30 protein-coding genes are annotated in these 20,656 nt (G+C 58.8%); 26 read left to right on the forward strand and 4 right to left on the reverse strand.

The genetic code is table 11. The features are described 5' to 3' along the window. Positions 1–49 precede the first annotated feature (49 nt). The 6 genes from AB7F10_RS15280 (at position 50) to AB7F10_RS15305 (ending at position 1,997) form a co-directional block, all read left to right on the forward strand. Entirely contained in the window at positions 50–289 is a 240-nt protein-coding gene (locus AB7F10_RS15280; protein ID WP_428561718.1) for a hypothetical protein, read from the forward strand. Positions 290–398: 109 nt separating this feature from the next. After that, entirely contained in the window at positions 399–719 is a 321-nt protein-coding gene (locus AB7F10_RS15285; RefSeq protein ID WP_428561716.1) for a helix-turn-helix transcriptional regulator, read from the forward strand. Further along, positions 716–1,087, forward strand: coding sequence for a hypothetical protein (locus tag AB7F10_RS15290; RefSeq protein ID WP_428561714.1), 372 nt, complete (start codon positions 716–718; stop codon positions 1,085–1,087). The genes AB7F10_RS15285 and AB7F10_RS15290 overlap by 4 nt, the downstream gene beginning before the upstream one ends. Then, complete coding sequence (locus tag AB7F10_RS15295) at positions 1,080–1,376, forward strand: hypothetical protein (protein WP_428561712.1); 297 nt, start codon at positions 1,080–1,082, stop codon at positions 1,374–1,376. The genes AB7F10_RS15290 and AB7F10_RS15295 overlap by 8 nt, the downstream gene beginning before the upstream one ends. Continuing rightward, complete coding sequence (locus AB7F10_RS15300; protein ID WP_428587178.1) at positions 1,360–1,779, forward strand: hypothetical protein; 420 nt, start codon at positions 1,360–1,362, stop codon at positions 1,777–1,779. Before AB7F10_RS15295 ends, AB7F10_RS15300 begins: the two co-directional genes overlap by 17 nt. Then, positions 1,776–1,997: a hypothetical protein gene (locus tag AB7F10_RS15305; protein WP_428561708.1), complete on the forward strand. Its 222-nt coding sequence runs from the start codon at positions 1,776–1,778 to the stop codon at positions 1,995–1,997. Before AB7F10_RS15300 ends, AB7F10_RS15305 begins: the two co-directional genes overlap by 4 nt. Here the strand turns inward: AB7F10_RS15305 and AB7F10_RS15310 are convergent, their stop codons facing one another. Genes AB7F10_RS15310 through AB7F10_RS15325 form a run of 4 tightly spaced genes read right to left on the reverse strand, consistent with a single transcriptional unit; the run spans position 1,998 to position 5,652 of the window. Continuing rightward, positions 1,998–3,452, reverse strand: a complete 1,455-nt coding sequence (locus AB7F10_RS15310) for a terminase (RefSeq protein WP_428561706.1) — start codon at positions 3,450–3,452, stop codon at positions 1,998–2,000. A 6-nt stretch (positions 3,453–3,458) separates the two neighbouring features. Further along, a complete protein-coding gene (locus tag AB7F10_RS15315; protein ID WP_428561704.1) occupies positions 3,459–3,869 on the reverse strand; it encodes a GNAT family N-acetyltransferase in 411 nt (136 codons plus the stop codon). A 23-nt stretch (positions 3,870–3,892) separates the two neighbouring features. After that, positions 3,893–5,161: a hypothetical protein gene (locus AB7F10_RS15320; protein ID WP_428561702.1), complete on the reverse strand. Its 1,269-nt coding sequence runs from the start codon at positions 5,159–5,161 to the stop codon at positions 3,893–3,895. Then, complete coding sequence (locus AB7F10_RS15325) at positions 5,161–5,652, reverse strand: hypothetical protein (protein WP_428561700.1); 492 nt, start codon at positions 5,650–5,652, stop codon at positions 5,161–5,163. Before AB7F10_RS15325 ends, AB7F10_RS15320 begins: the two co-directional genes overlap by 1 nt. Before the next feature lie 95 nt (positions 5,653–5,747). Here AB7F10_RS15325 and AB7F10_RS15330 point away from each other — a divergent pair, with 95 nt between their 5' ends. From AB7F10_RS15330 to AB7F10_RS15425, 20 genes are all read left to right on the forward strand, one after another. Beyond that, positions 5,748–7,787 carry a portal protein gene (locus tag AB7F10_RS15330; protein WP_428561698.1) on the forward strand — a complete coding sequence of 680 codons (2,040 nt, stop codon included), beginning with the start codon at positions 5,748–5,750 and terminating at the stop codon, positions 7,785–7,787. Between the two features lie 19 nt (positions 7,788–7,806). After that, the gene (locus AB7F10_RS15335; RefSeq protein ID WP_428561696.1) at positions 7,807–8,004 is read left to right on the forward strand and encodes a hypothetical protein; all 198 of its coding nucleotides are present in this window, start codon (positions 7,807–7,809) and stop codon (positions 8,002–8,004) included. A gap of 194 nt (positions 8,005–8,198) precedes the next feature. Next, entirely contained in the window at positions 8,199–8,453 is a 255-nt protein-coding gene (locus AB7F10_RS15340; protein ID WP_428561694.1) for a hypothetical protein, read from the forward strand. 12 nt (positions 8,454–8,465) lie between these two features. After that, positions 8,466–8,900 carry a hypothetical protein gene (locus tag AB7F10_RS15345; RefSeq protein WP_428561692.1) on the forward strand — a complete coding sequence of 145 codons (435 nt, stop codon included), beginning with the start codon at positions 8,466–8,468 and terminating at the stop codon, positions 8,898–8,900. Between the two features lie 84 nt (positions 8,901–8,984). Next, entirely contained in the window at positions 8,985–10,013 is a 1,029-nt protein-coding gene (locus tag AB7F10_RS15350; RefSeq protein WP_428561689.1) for a hypothetical protein, read from the forward strand. A 23-nt stretch (positions 10,014–10,036) separates the two neighbouring features. Then, positions 10,037–11,026, forward strand: coding sequence for a hypothetical protein (locus AB7F10_RS15355; protein WP_428561686.1), 990 nt, complete (start codon positions 10,037–10,039; stop codon positions 11,024–11,026). 53 nt (positions 11,027–11,079) lie between these two features. Next, positions 11,080–11,430 (forward strand): hypothetical protein, encoded by a 351-nt coding sequence (locus tag AB7F10_RS15360; RefSeq protein WP_428561683.1) that lies wholly within the window; start codon positions 11,080–11,082, stop codon positions 11,428–11,430. Then, entirely contained in the window at positions 11,427–12,032 is a 606-nt protein-coding gene (locus AB7F10_RS15365) for a hypothetical protein (RefSeq protein WP_428561681.1), read from the forward strand. Before AB7F10_RS15360 ends, AB7F10_RS15365 begins: the two co-directional genes overlap by 4 nt. Positions 12,033–12,043: 11 nt before the next feature. Beyond that, complete coding sequence (locus AB7F10_RS15370; protein ID WP_428561678.1) at positions 12,044–12,427, forward strand: hypothetical protein; 384 nt, start codon at positions 12,044–12,046, stop codon at positions 12,425–12,427. Between the two features lie 11 nt (positions 12,428–12,438). After that, positions 12,439–13,218, forward strand: coding sequence for a hypothetical protein (locus AB7F10_RS15375; RefSeq protein ID WP_428561675.1), 780 nt, complete (start codon positions 12,439–12,441; stop codon positions 13,216–13,218). A gap of 11 nt (positions 13,219–13,229) precedes the next feature. Further along, positions 13,230–13,517, forward strand: a complete 288-nt coding sequence (locus AB7F10_RS15380) for a hypothetical protein (RefSeq protein ID WP_428561672.1) — start codon at positions 13,230–13,232, stop codon at positions 13,515–13,517. 11 nt (positions 13,518–13,528) lie between these two features. Next, the gene (locus AB7F10_RS15385) at positions 13,529–14,170 is read left to right on the forward strand and encodes a hypothetical protein (RefSeq protein WP_428561669.1); all 642 of its coding nucleotides are present in this window, start codon (positions 13,529–13,531) and stop codon (positions 14,168–14,170) included. A gap of 1 nt (position 14,171) precedes the next feature. After that, a complete protein-coding gene (locus AB7F10_RS15390; protein WP_428561666.1) occupies positions 14,172–15,779 on the forward strand; it encodes an SPRY domain-containing protein in 1,608 nt (535 codons plus the stop codon). Beyond that, the gene (locus AB7F10_RS15395) at positions 15,779–16,216 is read left to right on the forward strand and encodes a hypothetical protein (RefSeq protein ID WP_428561663.1); all 438 of its coding nucleotides are present in this window, start codon (positions 15,779–15,781) and stop codon (positions 16,214–16,216) included. Before AB7F10_RS15390 ends, AB7F10_RS15395 begins: the two co-directional genes overlap by 1 nt. A 4-nt stretch (positions 16,217–16,220) precedes the next feature. After that, a complete protein-coding gene (locus AB7F10_RS15400; RefSeq protein WP_428561660.1) occupies positions 16,221–17,012 on the forward strand; it encodes a M15 family metallopeptidase in 792 nt (263 codons plus the stop codon). Next, the gene (locus tag AB7F10_RS15405; protein ID WP_428561658.1) at positions 17,012–17,347 is read left to right on the forward strand and encodes a hypothetical protein; all 336 of its coding nucleotides are present in this window, start codon (positions 17,012–17,014) and stop codon (positions 17,345–17,347) included. Before AB7F10_RS15400 ends, AB7F10_RS15405 begins: the two co-directional genes overlap by 1 nt. Before the next feature lie 156 nt (positions 17,348–17,503). Then, complete coding sequence (locus AB7F10_RS15410; protein WP_428561655.1) at positions 17,504–17,755, forward strand: hypothetical protein; 252 nt, start codon at positions 17,504–17,506, stop codon at positions 17,753–17,755. A gap of 202 nt (positions 17,756–17,957) precedes the next feature. Further along, the gene (locus AB7F10_RS15415) at positions 17,958–18,158 is read left to right on the forward strand and encodes a hypothetical protein (protein WP_428561653.1); all 201 of its coding nucleotides are present in this window, start codon (positions 17,958–17,960) and stop codon (positions 18,156–18,158) included. Positions 18,159–18,172: 14 nt separating this feature from the next. Further along, positions 18,173–19,957, forward strand: coding sequence for a hypothetical protein (locus tag AB7F10_RS15420; protein WP_428561650.1), 1,785 nt, complete (start codon positions 18,173–18,175; stop codon positions 19,955–19,957). A gap of 183 nt (positions 19,958–20,140) precedes the next feature. Next, positions 20,141–20,584 carry a hypothetical protein gene (locus AB7F10_RS15425; RefSeq protein ID WP_428561648.1) on the forward strand — a complete coding sequence of 148 codons (444 nt, stop codon included), beginning with the start codon at positions 20,141–20,143 and terminating at the stop codon, positions 20,582–20,584. The last annotated feature ends 72 nt before the right edge of the window (positions 20,585–20,656 follow it).

Genomic DNA, 20,656 nt, shown 5'->3' on the forward strand with positions numbered 1-20,656 from the left:
AAAGTAACTGTAACCTTGAAGTAACCATCGCATGGGTTAAATTCGGCCCATGCCAGACCCCGAGAAAAGAAAACCACGCTTCGTGACAATCGTTGTGGACACCGAAGAAGAGCTCAACTCCGTACCGCCCGTAACGGCGCCGCGGTCGATCGAGGATCTCTCTGAGCTCGACAAGGAGCGCATCCGCCGTTCAATCGCGATGGGCACCGATCCGGAGTTCGTGTGTGACGTATTCCGGATCGAGCGGGAGTGGCTGCCGGCGATCATCGCTGGTGGGTCTGGATCGTGATTTCACAAGAGTCTCCGCACTAAAAACCGAAAGTGTGTGGGGTGTAATACTCTTACGGCAAGAGTCGCGCTGCCTTAAGTGAAGCCTGTCCAAACCACTGGATAGGTGAATGAGTACAAAACCCACAACAGAAGAACTCGAAGGTCGGGCGACACAGCTTCGCTTTGATTTCGACATCAAGACCGAAGACGAGGTTGCCCTCGCGATCGGCGTAACCCCATCGACGCTCACAGTTTGGCGCAGCAAGGGCGAAGGCCCCGCGTACGTCAAGCTCGGTAAGGCAGTGTTCTACCGCCCGAGCGACGTGCAGGAGTGGATCTCCCGCTGCCGCGTGACGCCCGGCGCCAGCCAGCCTGACGAACCAGCAAACGATAACGCGCCCGACAGTGTAGCCACCGTTGGCGTCGACTACGCGAAAGACGCCGCATGAGCAGCGCGAACAACATGGCGCGCAATGTGTTCGCTGAGCATGTCGTCGACACGTTCATGTCACTCGACACCGTGAAGAACCTCACCGAGTCGATCCAAGAGCGCCGGCGGTTCGACGCAAAGATCGAGAAGGTCGCTAGGCGCATGTGCACCCAGTTCGGGCATGACCCGGACACGCCAGTGTATGCCGATGTCGAGCTGACATACCACGACGCCGAGCTCTATGAGCCGGAAGAGCGGGCTAAAAAGGAACCGCCGCACTACAGCACGGTTCAGCGGTGGACGCTCTACCGGGCGCACGCGGCTCGGGCCCTAGTTGCTTGGTACGCGATCAACGAGCTCGCGGTGACGGGGGAGCTCAGTGACTAACGTCATCCCGTTTTCTAAGACGACGGACACGACCCGCGATGCGAGCCGGCAGCCGTGCGTTGAGCTGATCGAGTACCTCGAGCACCTGCTCGATGCGGCGCATGACGGACGCCTCCAGGGCGTCGCGGCCGCGGAGCTCTATTATGACGAGAGCACAAATTTGGGGTGGGCGAAGAGCCCGCTCAGATCAGGCCACACCCTGTTCGCCGCGGTCGGCGACTTGCAGTGGGAGATGGCGCAGCAGCGATACGACGCGAGGAGACCAGAGGACGATGGCGACGCGGCGTAAGAAAAAACCTCTGACACACAAACAAGTCGCAAAACGCCACAGCCTCGCGCTCCACTCTGTTCACTTTGGGATGTTCGACTTCGAAATTATTTTTGCTGTCGGACCTGGCAAGGAGATCGGTGATTACGTCCGCTGGCATATGGACGATCCAACGTTTGACTGGGAGTATAGCGGGCAGCTGGGCATGCACTTCCACCGGCGTGGGAAGTGCCCGGTGGTGTGGCTTCCGAGGGCGCCAGAAACAGCCAAGGAATACGGAGCGCTCGCCCACGAACTTATACACGCCGTCCGGCACATGTTCCAGGACTGGGCCGGCATGCCGCACACGGCTGATACTGACGAGGCATACGCCTATGCAATTAGCCATGCCATGACGACACTTCTGACAAAAGTTGCGGCGTGAAGCAGAGCGCGGCCGTTATTATCGAATGCCTGGACGACTGGATCGATTGGGTCCAGTCGATCCGGATGTACGAGTTCGACAAGATCGAGTGGGAAGATATTAACCGGCGAGCGCAGCGCCGACTCGGCAAGAAATTTTCCAACGAGGACTTCGATCGCGAGTGGCGCGATTTCCTCAAAGACCGAAATCAGTACTACAAAAAGAAGACTATGAACTGATCAGGTCCAGCCGGCGGCGCTCGCCCGAACGCCGTTGTCGTTTGCTACCCTGCGGGTAAGCCTCCGGGCCATCATCTCAGTCATTCGACCATGAGCTGCCAAGCACGCGTACTGTAGCGCGTCCGCGATGTGCGAGTACTCGTTCTTGTCGGGGAGAGGTTTACGCTGCCCTGACTTCGTCTTTGCGTAACGGTAGCCACCGCCCATTGCTCGGATGAGTGTCGGGCACCGCAGTTTATCAAACAGGATCGCACCACCGCCATCGGACTGCTTCATCAGCCAGGCCTCGACGGCCCGGATGCGCGGGTCGATGTCGTTAGTCGGCGCCGGGTATGCCGCGAAGCCCATGCGCTTGAGCACGTCGAACGTCGTCTCTTCGTAGATCGAGCTTTTGGACACGCCGGATGGGTCACCGATCATGGCGAGCGGACGCCCCAGATAGCGCTCTTGGTTTAGCACCGGCTTGAGCTTCTGCTCGATGTGCTGCTCGAGGCCGATATCTTCTGCGGCGACTTCCTCGAGCACGAGAAGGCGGCCGCGGTGGTCGACCTGGCAGATCACACTGCATGGGTCGCGCCCGAAATCTTGACCGATCAGGAGAGGGTGTCCGAAGATTGGCTCGAGGCCTTCGACGACGTGGAACGACTGCCGGAAGCTGGTGCGGAACACAGCTGTTCCGGACGGGTCGTCACCGAATTCAGCCTTGACATAGCGCTTCACCCAGTCCGACTCTTCACCGTACATGTCGACGAAGCGCTTGTAGTAGAGCTTGCCGCGGGCGATCCGGTCAGGATGGTTGAGCGGCAGCGCTTTCGTGTCGGGTGTCTGGTTGAGGTAATTCAGGTTTTCGGCGTCCTCAGAGAGGCCGCTGGGCTGGAAAAACGCCGACCAGTTGGCCGGCAGGCCCTCTGTCATGAATTTGTGCCAGTCGCTGCCCTCGGCCGGCATGTTGGTGTCGGCGATGATACCCGACCAGTTCGCAGCCCCAGAGCGCCCGCTCGGATATCGGCCGATACGACCAGAAAGTGGCGCCACCAGGTTGATGTCCATCTCGATCGCTTCGCTCATCCACGCTCCGGTTAGCTGCATCGAGAGAAGCCGGCGCTGGTCTTCTGGGTTATCGAGCGGGATCAAGATCCATTCGGACCTGACGTCGCCGATCTCGATGTAAATCGTGCTGTCGCTGACTTTGTACTGGGCGACACCCTCGAGCCACTCGACGATATCCTTGAGCACTGTATCTTTGAGCTGTTTCAGCGTCTGCCGGACAATTGCGAAGCGCGTGTAGCGCAGTCCGTCATCGCCGGGCGTCTGCTCGCATGCCCGCCGCAGCAGCTCAAAAATACACGAGACGGTCTTGCCGGAGCCCACAGGGCCGGCGATCACACGTCCGAACGACTCGTTCTTCATGAACCGCGCGCACGTCAGCGACGCGTTGTACTGGATGTCAGTCATGGTGGGTTAATCGAGGAACTTGCGCCAGTAGATTGCGGAGGGGAACGACCACCGGACCTTCGGATCAAAGGTCTTCCAACCCATTCGGATGAAGCAGTTGGCCGATGGCGGGTTTTCGGTGGTGTCACTGATCATGCAGCGCCAACCGTGCACTCGCGCACGCCGCTCGAGCGCTTGCATAAAACGAGCTTGTAGGTTGCGGCCTCGGTGAGACTTCAGCACCCCGACGCGGGAGAAGTAGCCAGCGTTGGGGACCACCGTGCTTTTCTGCATGCCGGCAAAGCCGACGGGTGTGTCACCGCACGTCGCGAGCCACCATTCCCCGACGCTGAAATTGGGCATTGGGGCGGTGTCGCCGAATGTGAACTGGTGGAGCATCGCAAGGTCTTCAGCGACGATCTCGTCGTCGCCATCCACCCTCCGAATGCGATAGCGGGGGGTTACGCTGCGTCGCGCCATTTGAAGTCAAACTTTGGATAGGGGGGAGCGGGTAGGTTCACGCGGTGCCGGCCGATCTCACCTTGGTCTTTGTCGATCGTGATCGAGGTGATGGACTGGCCGGACGTGTAGCCAGCGCCCGTGTGGTGCGCGTCTCGGGCAGAGAGCGTCTGGAAGCTCTCGCACCGCACGCCGCCGACTTCCTTCACGGTTTCGTGGTGGATGTGGCCAAAGTAGAAATAGTGGAAGTCGGTCTCACCCCAGTCCTGTTTCCGAACCGACGCCATCACCATCGCCATGCGATCCGGCTTGAGCTTGTGCCCATGCGTCGCACCGATGAGTGTCTTCCCGAACCGATAAAAGAAGAAATCTGAGGGGTCGACGTCGACCTGAACGCGGGGGTTGTTGGCGAAGAATGCTGACAGCGCCACAGTGAGCGCGATCGAGGCGTGTGGGTCGTGGTTACCAGGGATGTTCCTTACGATGACCTTCTTGTGCTTTTTCAAAGCCAAGACGATGCAGTCGATCATCAGCTGAACGCCGGTGATCAGGATTTTAAAATACCGGCTGTCGACGTCCAGGATGTTGCCCGACCGGGGCGTCATGTTCTTGGCGTCGTCGGTGTGCTGCCAGTCACCGAGGTTGAGCACCACCGCGGTCTCGCTAGCCGGCGACTGCTCTACGAGCCGGGCGATACTCGATCGCAACCGGTCTGCGCCGATCTTTAGGTCGTAATCCTCACCCGACTCGGGCCCCCACGCGAGGAGACCGTTGTGCTGGTCGGCGATCGGGTAGACGCTTAACAGATCAGCGTCAGATTTTTTCGGAGCCGGAACGAGTGGCGACGTGCCGCTGTATTCCGCGAAGGTCTTCTTGAGGGCCTCGATCATGGCCTCGTCGCCGCGATCGAGTGAAGTTTTTGTCCATTTGCCGATCAGGTTGCCCTGGGCATCTGTATAAGCCGAGATTTCCCGGACGAAGTGGTCGTCGGGCACCTCGAATTTGCCGCCCAACTCTTGGACCTGCTGGATGAACTCTCGGACTTTTTGGCCGTTCTGATCACTGACTGTCGTGATCTTCTTGATGCGATAACCATCAAGAACCGGGTCAAATCCGAGCATGCCTCGCTCGGAAGCTTTTTTGATGTGGTCCTGCACGCGAGCCCGCGAGCAGCCAAGCGCGTTGGCGGTTTTGACCTGGTTTTTGTTATTCGCGATGTAGGCTTCGACGGTGGTTCTGATCTCGTCATCCGAAACCGGTGGGGTGGCCATCAATCCTCGCTGGTTCTTGTGGGTGTGGCTTCGATTACTTTCGGGGTAACAACCTTTTCGAACTTCAGGTTCGCGTCCTGGCCGAGGTTGATCGTGATCTTCACGCCTTCGCCGCCGCCCGCGACGGAAGCGTCGTTCAAACCGACACCAGCGATGCGCGAGATGAGTTTCGCGAGCTCAGTTTTTGCGGCGAGCGACTCTGCGCGGTCGTGCATGCGCGCGTACGCTTCGGGCAACCACTCTTCGATCATGGCGCCGGCTTTAAGTTTGGTGCGATCCAGTGTGTTGCCGGCGCTGTGCCAGGCTGCGGCTTCACTCGCCGCCAACTTGATAAACGCGGGGTCTGCCTGGATCTTGTTCCACTCGTTTTGAGTGATCTTGTTGTTTTTTAGTATTGTTTCGATATCGTATAGATTAGTTACGATTTCGCGAGCGAGCCTGATGTATTTCTGATCCTGGTCGGAAATAACGGCAGGTGCGGTTGCCGACATTTTACTTTCCCGATACCTTTCAATACTTTACAACTACTGGCATCTAATCTATCTGAAGGCCGATGACAACAGTAGAGTTCTGGGTGTCGGCCTAAGTGGCAAACACGCTCCCGGCCCAAGGTGTTCTTCGAGTCGTTCCGAACGCGGCGCTCACGGCGGCTGAGCAGGCGCGCGACAAGGCGTTGGCCGACGCGAACACGCCGTCAGAACCGGCGATGACGAACCTCGCTTCGCATATCCGGACCCAGTACGAGACCTTCCGAAATCACCGAAACAACTCGACCGCTGGCTGGAACGACCGGCTGATGTCGGCGCTCCGCGCGTTCAACGGTCAGTACGACGCGAGCAAGCTTGCGGAGATCCGGAAATTTGGCGGGTCGGAAGTTTACGCGCGCATCATCTCGATGAAGTGCCGCGGCGCCAGCTCGCTACTGCGCGACGTTTATCTTGCCCCCGACCGCCCGTGGGGTCTCGATCCGCCGGCCGACCCGGACATTCCGCCCGAGATCACATCCTCGATCCAGGAACTGGTGCAGATCGAGCTCCAGTCGATGGAAGCCGCTGGCACTCAGACCGATCCGAACATGATCCGAGATCGCGTCAACCAGCTCATGGACGGCGCCCGCGATGCGGCGAAGAAACGCGCGGAACGTCAGGCGAAGATTGCCGAAGACAAGATCGACGAGATCCTAACCGAGGGTAATTTTTACAAGGCGGTCGCCGAGTTCCTCGTCGACGTGCCGATGTTCCCGTTCGCCTGCATCAAGGGTCCCGTCGTTCGCATCGTGCCGACCGTTGTGTGGACGGGTGGTCAGGCTTCCATCCAGCAGAAACCGAAGCTCTTTTGGGTGCGCGTGTCCCCGTTCGACCTCTATTGGACACCAGGGGTGTCCGATGTCGAGGACGCGGAAGTCATTGAGCGGACTCGACTTACCCGGGCCGACCTGAACGATCTGCTCGACCTTCCCGGCTACAACCACGACGAAGTTCGGGCTGTGCTCGATGAGTACGGGCAGGGTGGTTTGAATGATAACTGGGACTCAATCGACTCCGAGCGAGCCGACCAGGAAAATCGCGAGAACCCGTTCCTCAACAAATCCGGCCTGATTTCTTGCCTCGAGTACCACGGCAACGTGCAGGGCAAAACCCTGCTCGAGCAGGGCATGGACGCTAAGCTGATCACCGATCCGCTGCGCGACTACATGGTGCAGGCGTGGCTAGTCGGCCGGCATGTGATCAAAGTTCAGCTGTCGCCAAGCCCGCGCAAGCGTCACCCGTACTTCATCACGTCGTTCGAGAAGGTGCCCGGCACCCCCGTCGGCAATGGCTTGCCGGACATTCTCAGCGACATCCAGGAGGTCTGTAACGCCTCCATCCGCGCCCTGGTCAACAACCTGTCGATCTCATCCGGCCCCCAGGTCGTGATCAATGACGACCGGCTGTCGAACGACGCTGCCTCGGACGATCTCTATCCGTGGAAGCGGTGGCACGTTCAGTCCGACCCCATGGCGAACAACACCCAGGACCCAATCAGCTTCTTCCAGCCGGTGTCGAACGCTCAAGATCTGCTTTCGATCTACGCCCGCTTCAACGACGTCGCCGACGAGGTTTCTGCGATCCCGAAGTACCTCTCGGGTAACTCGCCGGGCGGTGGCGCCGGCCGAACCGCCGCTGGACTTGCGATGCTGATGGGTAATGCCTCGAAAATTTTGCAGACGGTCGCCGCAAACATCGACCGCGACGTGTTCGAACCGTGTCTGACCGGCCTGTTCGACATGCTCATGCTCACCGATACATCCGGATTCCTGACCGGTCAGGAGTCCGTGAAGGTTATGGGTGTCAACGTTGCCGTGCAGCGCGAGACCCAGCGCTCTCGTCAGCTCGAATTCCTTCAGGCGACGGCTAATCCGATCGACGCCCAGATCATGGGCCCGAACGGCCGCGCCAAGGTTCTCCGCAGCGTTGCCCAGACGATCGGCATCGAAGGCGAAGAGATTGTCCCCGACGACAACGAGCTCGAGCAGATGAAGCAGAACATGGCCGCTCTAGGCGCACAAGCGCAGGGCGACCAAGCAGGACCAGGCGCCACGCAGGATATGGGCCCTCGAACCCGAATTGCTGGCGGCGTGGGGTGAGAGAAAACAGGAGAGTGAAATGAGTTCGAAGGTCAAGTCTTCGTCCGCCCCGGCGTTCGCCAAGGGCGGCTCGGGCCACATGTACGGAAAGCAGAGTGCTGGCAAGCAGGTTCCTGGTCAGACCGCTTCGGCGGGCGCCGGCGGCGGCAAATTTGCCCAGGGCGGCAGCACAAAAATGTTCGGCAAGCAGAGCGCTACGCCGGCGAAGCCCTGCTGAACCGATGAAGCGGCCGCGTAACCCGAAGTCGATCACGATCAGAGCTCCGAGGGCACGTCCTGCGGGCATCAGCCTCTTTTCGGGTTCGTCTTCGGGCCGCAAGCCGTCGACCAAGAAAATCTACACCAAAAACATTCTTCGCGAAGATCCAACGAACTTCATGAATTGGGGCTTCGGAAGGACGGGGATGACCGGTGAAAGCTGAAGAGCCGCTCGTGTTCGCGGCCGCAGAGCTGGCCCGATCCAACCCCAATGAATGGAACAAGTTCAAGTCCGCCATGCGAGCCTACGCCGATGAGCGCACGAAAGCGTTGGTGGCCAGCGTCTCGGCGGAACTTCAAGTCCTTCAGGGCCGTGCCCAGCAAAGTACTTCGCTGGCAGACCTGTTTGAGGATGCGGTGACTACCGCCGACCGCATTGTTGAACGGCGAAACAACCAAGCGAAGTAAGGAGAGAATGAGATGACGGCAACACGTTTTGTTACGGCCCAGACCAGCCAGACCGACGCGATCAATGCTGTTGCGGATCTGGCCAACCAGAATGGCCAGGCGTCGATCGTCGCCAAATCCGGCGCTACGACGACCCTGACCGCTGCCGAGATGGTCAACACTGTCATTCAGCAGTCTGGCACCAACGGCGCCCTTTCGGTCGCCACCGCCACCGCCGCGGCGCTGGTAGCGGCTCTGAAGAACGCCCAGGCGAACTCGGTGTTCGACATGGCCATCCTGAACACGAACGACAACACGGTCACGCTCACGGCCGGCGATGGCGTGACGCTGTCGGGCACCACCGCGGTCCCGACCAACAAGAGCCAGATCTATCGCGGCATCGTGACAAACGCCGCGTCCGGCTCGGAAGCCGTGACCCTCGTCGGCCTTCTGAAGGCCCCTGTGTAATCGATACCGGGCGGCGCCTAACCAACGCCGCCCGCTCTTTCTGCCCGTGCCGCATCCGCCGCACGCGCCACCCACGGAGAACTGATGAGTAAGAAGCTCGCCGACGTCGATCCGGGCGTCAAAATCCCGCCAGCGGTTGCCGCTGCCGGGTCCGCCGCTGAAGAGCTCCACAAAAAGGTCTACAGCAAAGAAGAACCGGCTGAACCACCGGTCGCCGCTCCCGCAGAACCGCCAGCGGGGCCTCCGGCAGATCCGGCGCTCACCGCCGAACCGCCCCCGGCAGATCCCGCCGGGCTTCCGACCGAGCCCAAGCCGTCCGAAGGTCAGGAAGATTGGAAGCATAAATACCAGTCGATGAAGGGGCGTTACGACCGCCTCGAGAAGCGGGTGAACGAAGTCCTCGAACACAACGCAAATCTGGAGCGCCTTCTCGCAACAACGAAGGTTCGCCAGCCAGACGAGCCGTCGCCGACCGTACAGGCGCCGAAGCTCATCACCCCCGAAGAAGAGCAGAGCTACGGCGACGAGTTTCTGAGTGTGGTCGGGAAGAAAGCCCAGGAAGTTTTCCTTCCCGAAGTCGAGCAGCTGAAAAAGCGGCTCGAACACCTCCAAACGAAAATGGGCGCCGTTGGCGAATATGTCGCCCAAACCGATCGAACCCGCATGTTGGATAAACTCAACGAGCGTGTTCCAAACTGGAAAGAACTGAATACAAACGAACAATTCCTCGAGTGGCTTTCGTTGAAGGACACCTTCAGCGGTGTTACTCGTCAGGACCTACTGAACCAGGCTTACGAGCAGAATGAAACTCCTCGTGTGCTTGCGTTTTTCGAAGGCTTCCTCGCTGAAGAGGCTGCGGTAGCCCCGCGACATAACGAGCCGGCTCAGGAGCAACCCGCTCCGACCAAGATCCCGCTCGAAACGTTCGCGGCGCCTGGCAGAGCCAAGACTGCGGCGGCACACGCCCCCGCTGAGAAGCCCCTCATCACGCGCTCTGAAATCACTCGGTTCTATACCGACGTCGCCGCGGGCAAATACCGTGGACGCGACGAGGAGAAGAAACGCTTTGAAAAGCAGATCTTCGAAGCCGAGCGAGAAGGGCGCATTCGGTAACTTCTCATTGAGGGTTCGCTAAGATGGCGTTTCCTGTCGCGTCGGGTGCAACTACACCCGCGATCTATCCCGCCGGCTCGTCCGGCAACAACCTGTCGGGCACCGGTTTCATTCCTGAAATCTGGTCCGGCAAACTCGTCGAAAAGTTCTACGCGTCGACTGTCCTCGGCGCGATCTCGAACACGGACTACGAAGGCGAGATCCGCAACCAGGGCGACAAGGTCAAGATCCGGACCAAGCCCACGATCACCATCAACGATTACAAGGCCGACGGCGTACTCGCGTTGCAGCGCCCGACCGGCAACGTGATCGAGCTGGCGATCGACCAGGGCAAGTACTTCTCGACCATCCTCGACGACGTGATGGATGTTCAGAGTGATCTGAACATGCTCAGCATGTGGTCGGACGATGCCGCCGAGCAGATGAAGATCAAGATCGATACGGCGGTCCTTCTGGGCATCCTCGGCCAGGCCAATTCGGCCAACCGCGGCGCTACTGCCGGCGCGATCACCGGCGCTCTTAACCTCGGCGTGACCAGCTCGGGCCCGCTTGCCCTTGTTGCGAATACCCCTGGCAACGGCGAAGTCGAGATCCTCGACGCTATCCTCCGCCTCGGCCAGGCGCTTGACGAGCAGAACATCCCGGAGACGGGACGCTGGATCGTCATGCCGACCTGGGCTGGCAATCTGGTGAAGCGTTCGGAGCTGCGTCAGGCTTATCTGTCTGGCGACGGCGTCTCGATCCTGCGCAACGGCCGCCTCGGCATGGTGGATCGGTTCACGCTCTATACGTCGAACCTGATGCCGTCTGGCACGGCGGCGGGCCTCTCGGCCGGCGAGTACGTGATCTATGCGGGTCATGCTCACGGTCTGACCTTCGCCTCGCAGATGACCAAGATGGAGACCCTGCGTTCGGAAATGACCTTCGGTCAGATCCTCCGCGGCCTCCAGGTCTACGGCTACAAGGTCGTCGACGGCACTGCGCTGGCTCAGGCCATTGTCACCAAGGCCTAACGGGAAATGGGTGTGGGGGCCACAAGCCCCCACGCTCTCCTTGAGAGGCCCTGATGGCAGTTCTCGCGACGGTTTCCGATTACGTCACAGAAGCACGAGTCCTTCTCCAGGACACTATCGCTCCGTACCGCTACAGCGACAGTGAACTGGTGTTGGCGCTCAGTATTGCTGTGCAGGAAGCCCGCCGCATCAGGCCCGATCTTTTCCTCAGCTACTTCGGGGCGCTGCCCTCGTTCACCGCCAACGACAGCACCGCTGTTCCGGTGGACGAACAGTATCGATCGGCTTTCGTGTTCTACATGGTCGGCCGAGCCCAGCTGCGCGATGACGAAGGCACGCAGGACTCCCGCGCCGCCGCGTTCATTGGAACGTTTAGATCCCAGCTTCTGACGGTGTCGCCGTGACCATCACGACTGAACCCGAAATCTCCCGACTCATGATGAACGCCCTCGTGTCCCTGCCAGGCGCCACCGAGGAAATTGTGAAATTTGAACTGTTCAACGTACTGAACGAGTTCTTTCAGGTCACAAAGGCTTGGAAAGAGGATGTTACCTTCGAAGTAACCTCCGAAAACACTGAATACGATGTCGTTCCCGGCGAGCCGGGCGCGGTCGACTCGCTCATCTCTGTGGTCGACGCGAACGAGATCCTGACTGCCGCAACTATGCCAGTTATCGGGGTTGTCAAGCTTTCGAGTGCTCCTAGCACGTCGCAGGAGTACACCGCGACATATTCTCTGACTGTCGTAGATCCGGCTCGCACCGACGGATATCCGCAGTTTCCGAGCGCTATTCTGAACAAATATCAGAACGACATTTTGCATGGCGTGCTTGCCAACATGATGGCGCAGCCGGCGAAACCGTACTCGTCCGAGCGTCTCGCGATCTACCACATGCGAAAATTCCGCAGCGGTATGGCGAGAGCCCGGACCGAGACGCTCCACCAAAATCTCTACAACGGGCAGACGTGGCGGTTCCCGCAATACGCCCGTGGCAGCCAGCGGTAAGGGGACTCCTTATGAGTGTAATCTACTCCAGCACAGTCAAAGACGATCGCCTCCAGAAGGTTATCGATAACGCCGATGCCGGCTCGAGCTACGCTCAGCTTGTGATCGGCACTTCTTCGCTTTCGGGCGCTACAGGGGTGCTCGCGATCGTCACCCTTCCGAAGCCGATGGGCACTAAGCTGTCGGGGGTGCTCACTTTTGCTGGCACTCCGTTGACCACGACAGCTACTGCTTCTGGCACCGCCGCGCTGGCCGAGATCCGCGACAGCGACGACGTAGTCATCTGCTCTGGTCTGACAGTCGGCACGTCGGGCACAAACGTGGTCATCAACGCCACTGCCATTTCGGTCGGCCAGACGATCACGTTCAACTCCGGCTCGATCACACACGGCTAAGAGTTTAGCCGATGGCCGGCGCGTTTAATCCAGGAGCATTCGAACAAACCGCGTTCGAAACTGAACTGGTGCTGGATCTCAGCCTGGCTGAGGTCCAGGACAGCGCGTCTGCGTCGCTTTCGGCGGTTACCGAGTTTTTGGTTTCGGCGTCTGAAGGCGCCGACTCGATTTCTGTAGATATCAGTTCGATCACTACTTTCGGCGTTGGCGCGGTCGAGGCCCAGGATACAACCAACATCGACATCGAAGCGCAGATCGAATTGTCGCTCGATGCCACCGAAGCACAAGATGTCCTTACGTCTGTCGTCGCGGTCGTCGCCTCGGTTAGCATTAGCACCGCAGAGCCGCAGGATACTACGGATATCAGTGTTGATGCTGTAACTGAATTCAGCATTGATGCTACAGAGCAGCCCGACGTTCTGGCCGCACAAGCTGAAGCCGAGGTTATTTTTGACCTCGACGTGACCGAGCGCGCCGACGGCGTTGGTCCTCTTGACCCAAGTGAAGACCAGGATGTTCTGGCAGCAGCGTTCACGTCTGTTACCGGCGCTGTATTGTTCGCAAGCGAAATGCCGGATGCCTTTAGTGGGTCGCTACTTCGGGCATGGAACGCCGATCTTGCCGCTAGCGAAACCCCCGACATGTTTGCCGGGTCGCTGTTTGTCGGCGTCGCATCGACCGCGAATACCGAAACCGCGTTTGTCAGCTCCGAACTGCGTCGGGGCTACGTTCTGGGCGAGATCCGGTCCGCGCACGTTCCTGCCCGTCCGATGCGTCGAGCAGCAGCCTAAAGAGAGCGAAGATGTCACTCGCGAAATACAAAAAAGCCCCAGCGGATGTGAAGCGGTACGCAATCGACTATTCCGACTGGCTCGACAGTGGAGAGACGATCGACTCGGTTTCGTTTGCTGTGTCGCCAAGCGGCGCGCTGTCAGTACCAAGTAACGAAATCAGCGACGACGAACTGAGTGTTACTTATTTCGTCTCCGGCGGAAACGACGGCGTAACTTACCGGGTGGTAGTCACAATCGTTACGTCCGGCGGCCAAATTAAAGAAGACCTGATCTTGTTTGTCGTCAGGGAATTGTAACGGGGTAATCGATGACGATCTCTGCGAAACATAATTTTCAGTCCGCCAAGTCGGACGGCACTGACAACACGCTGGTCCAGCCATCGAACTGGAACGAAGAGCATGTCATTACGATGGCGACAGACAGGGTTCTTGGTCGGACCACAGCTGGCGATGGCGCTGTTGAGGAGCTAGACGCAGCAGCTCTACGTACATTATTGGCGATCGCGACCCAAGCCAACACGTTCACCGCCAAACAGACGTTTTCCGACTTCCTGAAGCTTCAGCGAGCACTGGAGAAGGTCAATATCGTTGCTGACAACCCGGCATCGGGTGACAATAACATCGATATCCTGACGGCCTCGATCCACTATTTCACAACGAACACTGACACTGACTGGGGTCTGAATATTCGGGGTGATGGATCGAACTCGCTTGATAGCCTTATGGCTACCGGCGAGACAGTATCATTAGCCGTCATGGTCACTAACGGATCTACGGCTTACAAGCAGAATAGCTTTAAGATTGACGGCAGCGCCGTTACGCCGGAATGGCTTGGTTCGCCTGCGCCCGATGCTGGAACACCGAGCAAGCGTGACACTTACCAATTCACAATCATCAAAACGGGTTCTGCTACGTTCATTGTGCAGGCGTCGTTCGCGTCGGGTAACTAACATGCCTCTCGTTAGCACATTCGGCTCCGCAAGCGCCCGCGCTCTCCGGTCTGTCTTATCGTGGCTGCGCATCTCCCGCTCGCTGCGCTTTGACGGCACTGCGTACCTGAACTGGACGCCATCCGCCGGCAATCGCAAGACCTACACGATTTCAATGTGGGTGAAGCGGGCTGGGTTTGGGACCTCCCAGGTGCTGTTTTATGCAGGCACAAATTCTGACAATAAAACACGTCTAATTTTTTCTAGTGCAGGAACGCTGCAATTTTACGACATTACGGGAGGTTCGACCGAGCGCGCGAAGGTGTATTCAAATGCGGTATACCTCGATCCGCGTGCCCACATGCACGTACTCGCCGCGGTTGACACGACTCAGGCGACACCCTCGGACCGTATTAAACTATATGCTCGCGGCGTCCAGATCACGTCTCTCGGCACCGCCTCGTACCCATCGCAGAACTCCGATCTTTACATCGGTGGTGCGAATGACCACCGCATCGGCGCGGGGCCGACTGGCGATACGCTTTTCTACGACGGCTTGATCTCCGAAGTAAACTACATCGACGGGCTTGCGCTTGATCCGTCTTATTTTGGTCGGACCGACCCCGCCACCGGCGAGTGGGTCGCGAAAAAATATCGCGGTAGCTACGGCGCAAACGGGCGGTACTTCGATTTCTCGGATAACTCTAATACAACGTCCTCGACGCTCGGCAAGGACCGAAGCGGAAATGGCGGAGACGCAACCCCAAATAATTTTACTGTCTCCGACAGCTCCCTCGACGTGCCGAGCCGATATGGAGATGATCCGGCCGCGCGCGGCAACTACTGCACGCTTAATCCTCTTGATATGGGTGCGAACCTCACGCTGTCTGAGGCTAATTTGAAAGTTGTAGGCACATCGAACGCGGCGTATTCGGTAGTTCTCGGGACAATCGGCGTATCATCTGGAAAGTGGTACTGGGAGGTCACCGTCGGGTCGTCGGCCGCAGCCAACGCCGTTGGAATTGCGAAGGCCCTAATTAACAAAGCGACGTACCTAGGCAACGATCCCTACGGCTACGGGTACTTCGCCACCGGCGACTATTATGCTGCATCGTCTGGCTCACTGACGGCGTCCTACGCATCCTTCACGACAAACGACGTCGTGGGGGTTGCGCTTGACCTTGATAGCGGGACTCTTCAATTTTACTTAAACGGATCTGCGCAGGGCAGTCCGACAACTAGTTTGTCGGGAGTGTTCTTTCCGGCGGGCTGCGACGGCTCGTCGGGGTCTGTGCCAAACCTGACGTTCAATTTCGGCCAGCGCGCGTTTACACACACACCGCCGACTGGGTTCAAGGCGCTCTGCACCCGCAACTTGACCGACACGACTGTCGCGGCACCAGCGACATTCAACGGAAACGCGAGTGCGTCCGGCCCGTCGGTGTGGGCAAACGGTGAAATTACAGCAATCACAATCAATGGGAACGTTGCTGTCGAAGGTACGCACTTCCGGAGAACGGCGGGCGGGCTACAGATCATCACGTCGTCCTCATCGTACAACGCTTCCGGTAGCAATACGATCACGGCCTATACTCCTGGCACTCCGTTCAAGTACGCGAGAGCCGCGTGATGAATACGGTATTCTGTCCTGCAAATAAAACCCCGCCGCGCTCGTGGAAACAGAAGCTCAACCCGATCTGGTGGATGCAGAACGACGAGGGCATGGCCGACTGGTATCGACCAGACGACCCGGCGTGGAAGCGACGGCTGCTCTGGTGGCTGCGCAACCCGGCGATGAACTTCAAGCGATACGTGATCGGGTTCGAGGATCGCGACCACTACGTCACCGGCCGCGCCTCGACAACGATCACGCAGTCGCCTCTGATCGTGATGCGGCGAGACTGGGGCGAGACTGGGTGGCACTGGTGCGTCTCCCGCGTCGGCTGGTTCTGGCTCCCGTTTGCCTCCTACTCCGGCATCGCGGTTGAGTGGCACTGCGGCTGGCAGTGCTGGGGGCGGCTCGGGGCCAAGTTCGTGATCCTGCGGTCGCCGTTTCAGGGCTGGTAACACTATGAGTGCATGGCCAAAAGATAACCAGAATGATCTGATCGCATTTTACGGCGATCCCGGGAGGGGGGAGGTCGAGCGGCAGCTTGTAAAAGTCGTCCCGCCGTTTCAGATGTACTATGACGGTCGCCCGCTCAAATATATTCGGTTCCACCGAAAAGCAGCACCCGCGCTCACGGCGGCACTCAACGATATCTGGCAGCATTACGGACGCGACCAGGCGACTATCAATCGCCTGGGCGTTTCGAATTGCGCCGGGACATACAATCCCCGCCGTATTCGAGGCAGTAAGACACGCTGGTCGAACCATGCGTTCGGTGCCGCGATCGACCTGGCCGCCGGTCAGAACGGCTTCAATGCGGCAGACGCAGACCATGACGGGTATCCGGGGACTATCCCGCAGCCCGTCGTGCAGGCGTTCAAACGCCAGGGTGCACGGTGGGGTGGCGACTACCGCGGTCGCAAGGACCCCATGCACTTCGAGTTCTGCGATGCCGGGCATCAATCTGTGGCGTTCGCGGGGCTTCCCGAAGCCGACAATGATAACGATCCGAATGCGGCGAACGACAATGCACCGCCGCCGCACGATGTGTCGCCCGACTTCGAGCCGAAGCAGCCTTGGTACAAGAAGGTCTGGACGTGGGCGACAGCCGCCGTCACCGGCGGGACATTCACCGGCATCTTCTACGATTGGCGGGCGGTGCTGGGTGTCGCCGTGCTCGCGTTCATCGTCTTCTTGTTCGTGTGGTTCGGCTATTTGCGACAAAAACTGCGCAAAGAATTGGAGCGCGAGTGATGTGGACGCTCGGGGCCTTCTGGAACTTCATCTGGGGCTGGTCGTCGATCGCCAACTTGATCGGACTTGCCGCAGTGGCGATAGCTGTACTGCTACCCCCGTGGGTAGCACGCTTCGTCCCGAACCTCAGAACTGTCGCGGTTTGCGTCGCTATTGGCGCGTTCTCTTTCTCGGTTGTTGCAGGGAAGTACTACAATGACGGCCTCAAATACAAACAAGCTGAGTGGGACCGCGCCGAAAAGGCTCAGGCCAAGAAAGTGGATGGCGCTGTTTCTGGTTCTCGCAGCGACGTCTCTCACGGCGTGCGCGACCCGTACGACCGAGACGAGTACTGAACCGACATGCAAAGCCCTTGGGGCGAATGCTGACGGCACCACCGGTCCGATGAAACATAATACGCGGAACCCCAAGTCTCGCCGTTTCGCCGGCCCGGATCTGGCTCGTGATATCTCCACTCGTAACGGCGTGGGGCGCCGGCTGGGATGCTGGCCATGACCGAAGTTACGCAGGGGAAAAGTGGCTCCCCGGACACGTTCGTGCGCCTAGTTCTTGGCTGTGTCGCAGCGCTTCTCGTTGCTGGCGTGATCGGCCTCTTTGGGATGTCGAACACGCTGGTTCGTATGGATGAGCGCATGACCGCCGTTGTTGGCGAGTACGTGGCCCAAAAGAAAACTCTCGACGAGCACACAAAGGCGCTCAGCGATCATGAGCGTCGTATCACGACGATTGAAGTGAGGAAGTGATGTCGCGCGATCTGTTCAAGTTTCCGAACGGGCCGCGGCCGCTAGATAACATGCCAGCGGCCATGAAGAAGGCGGATCACCATCCGCGGATCGGTGTGACCCAGGGTGGGTCTAGCAAGAGGTATGCCGGCGCCAAGCCGGCTGCGACAAAGGCCCTTCTCAGGCCGTGGACTGAGCAACTCGAAGCCAAGGAGATGAAGTGATGAACCCGAAGAAAGACGAAAAACTCAAAGCCGAGCCTAAAACGGTGGACATCGCGCCGGCACAAGTGGTCAAGGTTCCGGCTGAACCGGTGAAGGTAACAGTGGTCGAAGAGAAGGCTCCAGAGCCGGTTCTCTCGAAGGCTGTGCTTGCTGAGCAGGCCGCCGGCCGCGCCGTTTTGGCTAAGTTGAAGCAAACCTAAGCGGATTGCTCAAGATGCCCGCGATCAAAATCTCTCCATTTAGAGGCATGCTACCGGCAGTGGATGATCGCCTGCTGCCGGACGCCTATGGCGCTTACGCCGAGAACACCTGGCTCTACTCGGGCGCCGCTCGCGGCATCAATAAACATACAAAATTGATCGACGTAGACTCGTCGACGGCTAAGGTGTTTCGTATTCCTAACAACTTCTCGGATCGAGAACACCTTCTCGACTCGACGTGGCTTGAATTTACACATCCCGATACGGATGTCATCCGGAGCACAGTTATCGGCGACACATTCGATCGCTACTACTGGGCATCGCCGGTGATCCAACCGATGTATAATACGCTGGCCCGGATCAAGGCCGGATCATCGCCGTTTCTGTTGGGTGTCCCCCGCCCAGGCGCCATTACTGTTTCGGCCTCAGGCGGGAGTTCGGGGACCACGTCTACCCGCGCTTACGTCGTAACCTGGATGAGCGCCTACGGTGAGGAGGGGCCGCCGTCCCTACCGTACCTTATCACGGGCAAGGAAGACGACACTTTTACGGTGACACTCCCGGCCGCTGCCGCAGGTGATCTGGGTACGGATCGCAACCTGACGAAAGTCCGCGTGTACCGCACTGTTACGTCGGTGGGCGGTAACGCAACGTACTTCCTCGTAGACGAAGTCGATATTGGCGCTGCGTCGTACCCTGACGATACGAGCGATACCGACGCCGCGTCCGGAGTGGAACTTGCTAGCACGAACTGGACCGCGCCACCCACAGATTTGCAGGGGATCACGTCACTGCCGAACGGCATCATCGCCGGCTTTCGCAGCAATGAGGTGTGGTTCTGCGAGCCATATCGCATGCACGCATGGCCGACTCAGTACACGGTCTTGACCGAATACCCCATCGTTGGGCTTGGTGTGGTTGGGCAGATCCTGGTTGTCCTCACGAAAGGGTCGCCCGAACTGGCGTCTGGTTCTCATCCAGCGTCGATGGTCTTGTCGAAACTGAGCGCCCTCGAAGCCTGCCTGTCGCGTGGCTCGATTTTGTCCACAACAGATGGCGTATATTACGCATCTCCAAACGGCCTCATTCTGGTCAACCAGGCCGGCACCGCGGTGAATGTGACCCGTAAGCTTATTACGCCGGATAAATGGCAGAAGCTCACACCCGCTGCCACGCTTCGGTGTGCCCAGGTCGGTACAGCGTATTACGCATACGGCAGTGCACGGTTCGGCGTGTTCGAACCGACAGCGTTCGACGTAGGAGCCGCATTCGCTGACGAAGATCTTAGCGATGCATACTCGGGTATTTTGGTTGATCCCAACAGCGAGAATGTCGCTTTTAATCTGCTCTCTTCGGGGGAGCCGATTGTGAACGTAGTCACGGACGTGTGGTCTGGCGAGGTGTTGGTCGTTAAGGACGAGGCGGTTTACTGGCTGGATATTGCTGGGCTGAATCCTGAGTACGAAGCCTTCAAGTGGCGGTCCAAGATTATCACGACACCGTCATCTCGGAACTTCGCGGCGTTGAAGGTGTTCTTCGACGTGCCGGCTACGACGCCGGCCCAGAACCCGGTGCGGAATACCAACGCGATCCAGACGCTCGCCGCGGACCAATACGGCCTGGTGCGGGCCTATGCTGACGGCGAACTGGTGATGACCCGCGAGCTCCGGGAGTCAGGCGAGATGATGCGTTTGCCGTCGGGCTTTACCGCTGACTTCTGGCAGTTTGAGATTGAGGCCCGCGTGCATATTTCATCGTTGCAGATTGCAACGTCAGCGAAGGAGCTCGCGGGTGTCTAACAGAAAACTACCTTCAATCCCGGAGCCCACGGAGAACGCACTGGGTTTGGTACGCAGTGTGTCGGCACTCAAGGAGGCCGTGGAGGTTATTCTAGGGCGCCGCAGCAGCATGCGCGATGACCGTGCTGTGACGTTTCAGGATCTTGTCGATCTGGGCCTGATTACCGAGGATCAGATCCCGAGATGATTGTGTTTGGTGTCGAGAACCACGGGCACGAGATCGCGAAGGCTTCGGGGTGCTCGTTCAATAAGAACGTCGACCAGGTTATCTCACGGTTTGATCCGGCGACTGGACAGTTACTTGGCGGTGTCATCTACCAGAACTTCACCGGCCGCAGCATTGGAATGCATGTGGCTGGCTTCACACCCAATTGGATCAACAAAGATCTTCTTTGGGTGTGTTTCGATTATCCGTTCACACAGCTCGGCTGCGAACTAGTGCTTGGCACCGTGCCAGCAGCCAACACAAAAGCACTTGATTTTGACTTAAAGCTGGGGTTCAAAGAAGTCACGCGCGTCCCCGACGTTTTTCCGAACGGCGACCTCGTCATTGTAGCCATGCGCCGCGAAGAGTGCCGCTGGCTAGACATCACGCCCAACAGCTTTGTTCGGAAAAGGGCCGCGTAAGATGGGTGGCAAAAGCAGAGCCAGTCCGCCTCCTGACTATACACCAGTCGCGAACGCTTCCGCCGAAGCGGC

The organism is Pseudolabrys sp. (assembly GCF_050250095.1).
In the GTDB taxonomy this organism is placed as follows: Bacteria; Pseudomonadota; Alphaproteobacteria; order Rhizobiales; family Xanthobacteraceae; genus Pseudolabrys.